This window comes from Kitasatospora sp. NPDC091257, from assembly GCF_044757675.1.
Classification (GTDB): domain Bacteria; phylum Actinomycetota; class Actinomycetes; order Streptomycetales; family Streptomycetaceae; genus Kitasatospora; species Kitasatospora lactacystinica.
Window position 1 is genome coordinate 1 of the sequence record NZ_JBIVVI010001066.1, and the last position, 3,160, is coordinate 3,160.

Below are 3,160 nucleotides of genomic sequence, written 5' to 3' on the forward strand. Positions count from 1 at the left end.
CCTTCAGGAGGGCTTAGTCCCGGCCTCCCTCGACGGCCAGGTCGTCGCCGTCCCCCTCCAGCCCACCCCGGACACCCCGGCTCTGATCCCCGCCCTGGTCGACGGCAAGGTGATTGCCGTCCCCGTGCACAACCCGCTCGCCGCCGCGGCCGCCGCGCAGCAGCAGCCCGCCCCGGCCCCGGCCGCTCAGGCGCAGCCGGCCGTCGAGCAGGGCCTGCCGCTGGCCCTGCGTCAGGGCATCCTCTACGGCTGCGCGGGAGCGCTCGCCGTCGGCGGCCTGGCCTGGATGGTTGGCGCCGGCGTTGGCGAGGTCGCCCCGTACGCGGACCAGATCGGCAAGGTGCTGATGTGGGCGGCCGCCACGGTGGCCGCCGTGGTGATCGGCGTCGCTGCGCTGCTCGGCAAGCTCCGCTCCGTCGCCTCCAGCGCCGGGGCGTCCGCGACCGCCGGCAGCGACGGCTCCACCGCGACCGGCCCCGTCCTCGCGATGTTCCACCGGCACACCGAGGTCACCATCGGCAAGCAGTCCGCCGGATGGAAGGGCACGGTCAACAACAACGTCCGCTGACCGGCCGCCCGGTCTCGCCTCCGGCCCGCACACCGCCCGCCCCGCCACCTCGGCCGGGCGGGCGGGCCGCTTTCCGGGGACGGGGCCGGCCGACCGGCCGGCACCGCGATCCGCCTGGAGGACGTCGTGAACACCACCGCCACCGTCACCGCCGACCCGGCCGGCCCCGAGGAGATGGGCGCCGCCGCGGTCCCCGCCATCACCGAGGTCGTCAAGGCCGCCGCGAAGCGCCCGCGGGTCGACCGCCAGGCGCCCTGGCGGATCACCGGCACCCCCTACAGCGCCGCCCGCCTCACCGTCGGCGACCTCACCGCCCGCATCGCCGACATGCCCGACCACCTGCTGGTCGTCTCCGGCATCCCGCAGTGGAACCGCCGTGCAGCCTGGCCGGTGCGCTCCACCGTCTGGGACGGCGCCTTGGTCCTGCACACCACCGCGCCTGACCCCGACCCGAACGCCCTGGCCCTCGACCTCCACCTGCCCGCGCCCGCGCCCGCTGCTGACCGCGACGGTGAAGCGCCGGGCCCGCAGCCCTCCGTTCCCCGCCGTACAGCCCTGGCCGGAGTGCTGACGGTCGGCGACCTCGCCGCCGTCCTGGCAGACCTGCCCGACCACGCCCCCGTGACGGCCGTCGTCGACGGCTGGGCCGGCACCGCCGAGCTCGTCCTGGACCACGCCGCCGACTACGGCGACTGCCTCCTGCTGGACACCGCCTACTCCACCTGCGAGTTCCCCGGCCCCGACGACGAGGACGACGACGAGGGCTGACCGGCTCCGTCCCGCCCGACAGCACACCACCGTCCCCTCCCCCGGAAGGCACCACCGTGAAGCTCCGTCTGCCCGTCTCCGCCCTCGCCGACGCCGTCTCCTACACCGCCAAGGCGCTCCCCTCCCGCGCGCCGGTCCCGGTCATGCTCGGCATGCTCCTGGCCACCGGCGACGGCGGCCTGAGCCTGTCCGCCGCCGACGGCGAGGTCTACACCTCCGCCACCGTCTCCGCGGAGATCGCCGACGACGGCACCGCGCTGGTCCCCGGCCGGATCCTGAACGACATCTGCTCCCGCCTCCCGAAGTCGGCCGACGTCGACCTGGAGCTCGTCGACACGGGCGCCCGCCTGGTCGTCGGCTGCGGCGCGGCCCGCTTCACCCTCCCGGTGCTACCCGTCGACGAGTACCCGGCCACCGTTCCCCTGCCGGACGCCGTCGCCACCGTCCAGGCCGACGTCCTCGCCGAAGCCGTCGCCCAGGTCGCCGTCGCCGCCTCCACCGACACCGCCCTGCCCGCGCTGACCGGCATCAAGGTGCGCCTGGACGGCGAGCTGCTCCACCTGGACTCCACTGACCGCTACCGCATGGCCCACAAGGAGCTGACCATCCGCCCGACCGGCACCGTGCCCGCCCCCACGAAGCGCGGCAAGAAGAAGGACGGCGACGACCAGGCCACGGCCCTGGTGCCCGCCAAGAACCTCGCCGAGGCCGCCAAGGCCCTGGAGGGCGAGCACACCCTCACCCTCCACTGGTCCGAGGGCCTGCTCGGGCTGTCCATCCCGGGCGGGCGCACCTACATGACCCGACTGCTCGACGGCTACGAGTTCCCGAAGATGGCCGGCTTCTTCGAAGGCGAGTGGCCGATGACCATCGCCGTCCCGGTCGCCGAGGCCGTCGCCGCCCTCCAGCGCGTCGCCCTCGTCGCCACCCGCAACACCCCCGTGCGCCTGGTCGTCGAGCCCGGCGGCGAGCAGCTGCGCATCGAGGCCGGATCCGGCGACGACGCGCAGGCCAGCGACCGCATCCCCGTCCACACCACCGGCCAGGCCGACAACGACGGCGCCGACACCGAGGGCCTGGTCCTCGCCTTCAACCCGACCTTCCTCACCGACGCCCTCAAGGCGCTCGGCACGAGCGAGGCCGAGCTCCACGTGCGTCACCCGCACAAGCCCGCGTACCTGGCCGGCCGCCTCGGCAGCGACGGCATCGACACCACCTACCAGCACCTGGTAATGCCGGTCCGCCTCTCCGGCTGACCCACCCCCTTCCCCGCCCCTGCCGGTCCGGCCGCACCCCGCAGCCGGACCGGCCCCGCTTCCCATCCACCACGGAGGCACTCGCCGTGCACGACCCCTGGCCCGACGATCGGCCCGTCAACGCGATGTGGCTCGACCTCGCCGACCGCGGCCTCCTCGACTACGACCACGACCGCTACCGCATCCACGGCGTCCCCAACAACGTCCTGGCACTCATCTGGGGCGGGCTGATCGCCGACCACCCCGACGGCCCGGTCCTCACCGACGCCGGCCGCGCCCGCCTCGCCGCCGAACGCGCCCGCGACGACCACGACACCGGCGCCCGCGAACCCGACGCCATGCCCCCGCAGGCCGCCGCATGGGTGCGGGAGAACGTCTGGCCACCGAGCTGGCTGCGCGACCACCAGCACATCCCCGGTACCACCCACGACTGCGCCTGCCACAGGCCGCCGTCCGTCGAGTGCCAGGCCGGCCGCCACGGCGAGTGCCGCCACGACGGTCGGCCGATCCGCGAGACGGTCATCCAGACCGCCGCCCTGCGCCCGGCCCGCCACCCCGAACCCCACAC

General features: G+C 75.1%; 4 protein-coding genes. All 4 read left to right on the plus strand.

The genetic code is table 11. The features are described from left to right. The first annotated feature begins 124 nt into the window (after positions 1-124). Positions 125-568 (plus strand): hypothetical protein, encoded by a 444-nt coding sequence (locus ACIQOV_RS34370; RefSeq protein WP_401054736.1) that lies wholly within the window; start codon positions 125-127, stop codon positions 566-568. A 126-nt stretch (positions 569-694) separates the two neighbouring features. Further along, positions 695-1,336, plus strand: a complete 642-nt coding sequence (locus ACIQOV_RS34375) for a hypothetical protein (RefSeq protein WP_401054738.1) — start codon at positions 695-697, stop codon at positions 1,334-1,336. Between the two features lie 56 nt (positions 1,337-1,392). After that, entirely contained in the window at positions 1,393-2,592 is a 1,200-nt protein-coding gene (gene dnaN / locus ACIQOV_RS34380; RefSeq protein WP_401054740.1) for a DNA polymerase III subunit beta, read from the plus strand. Between the two features lie 86 nt (positions 2,593-2,678). Further along, a partial coding sequence (locus ACIQOV_RS34385) for a DUF6248 family natural product biosynthesis protein (RefSeq protein WP_401054742.1) occupies positions 2,679-3,160 on the plus strand: 482 nt, incomplete at its 3' end.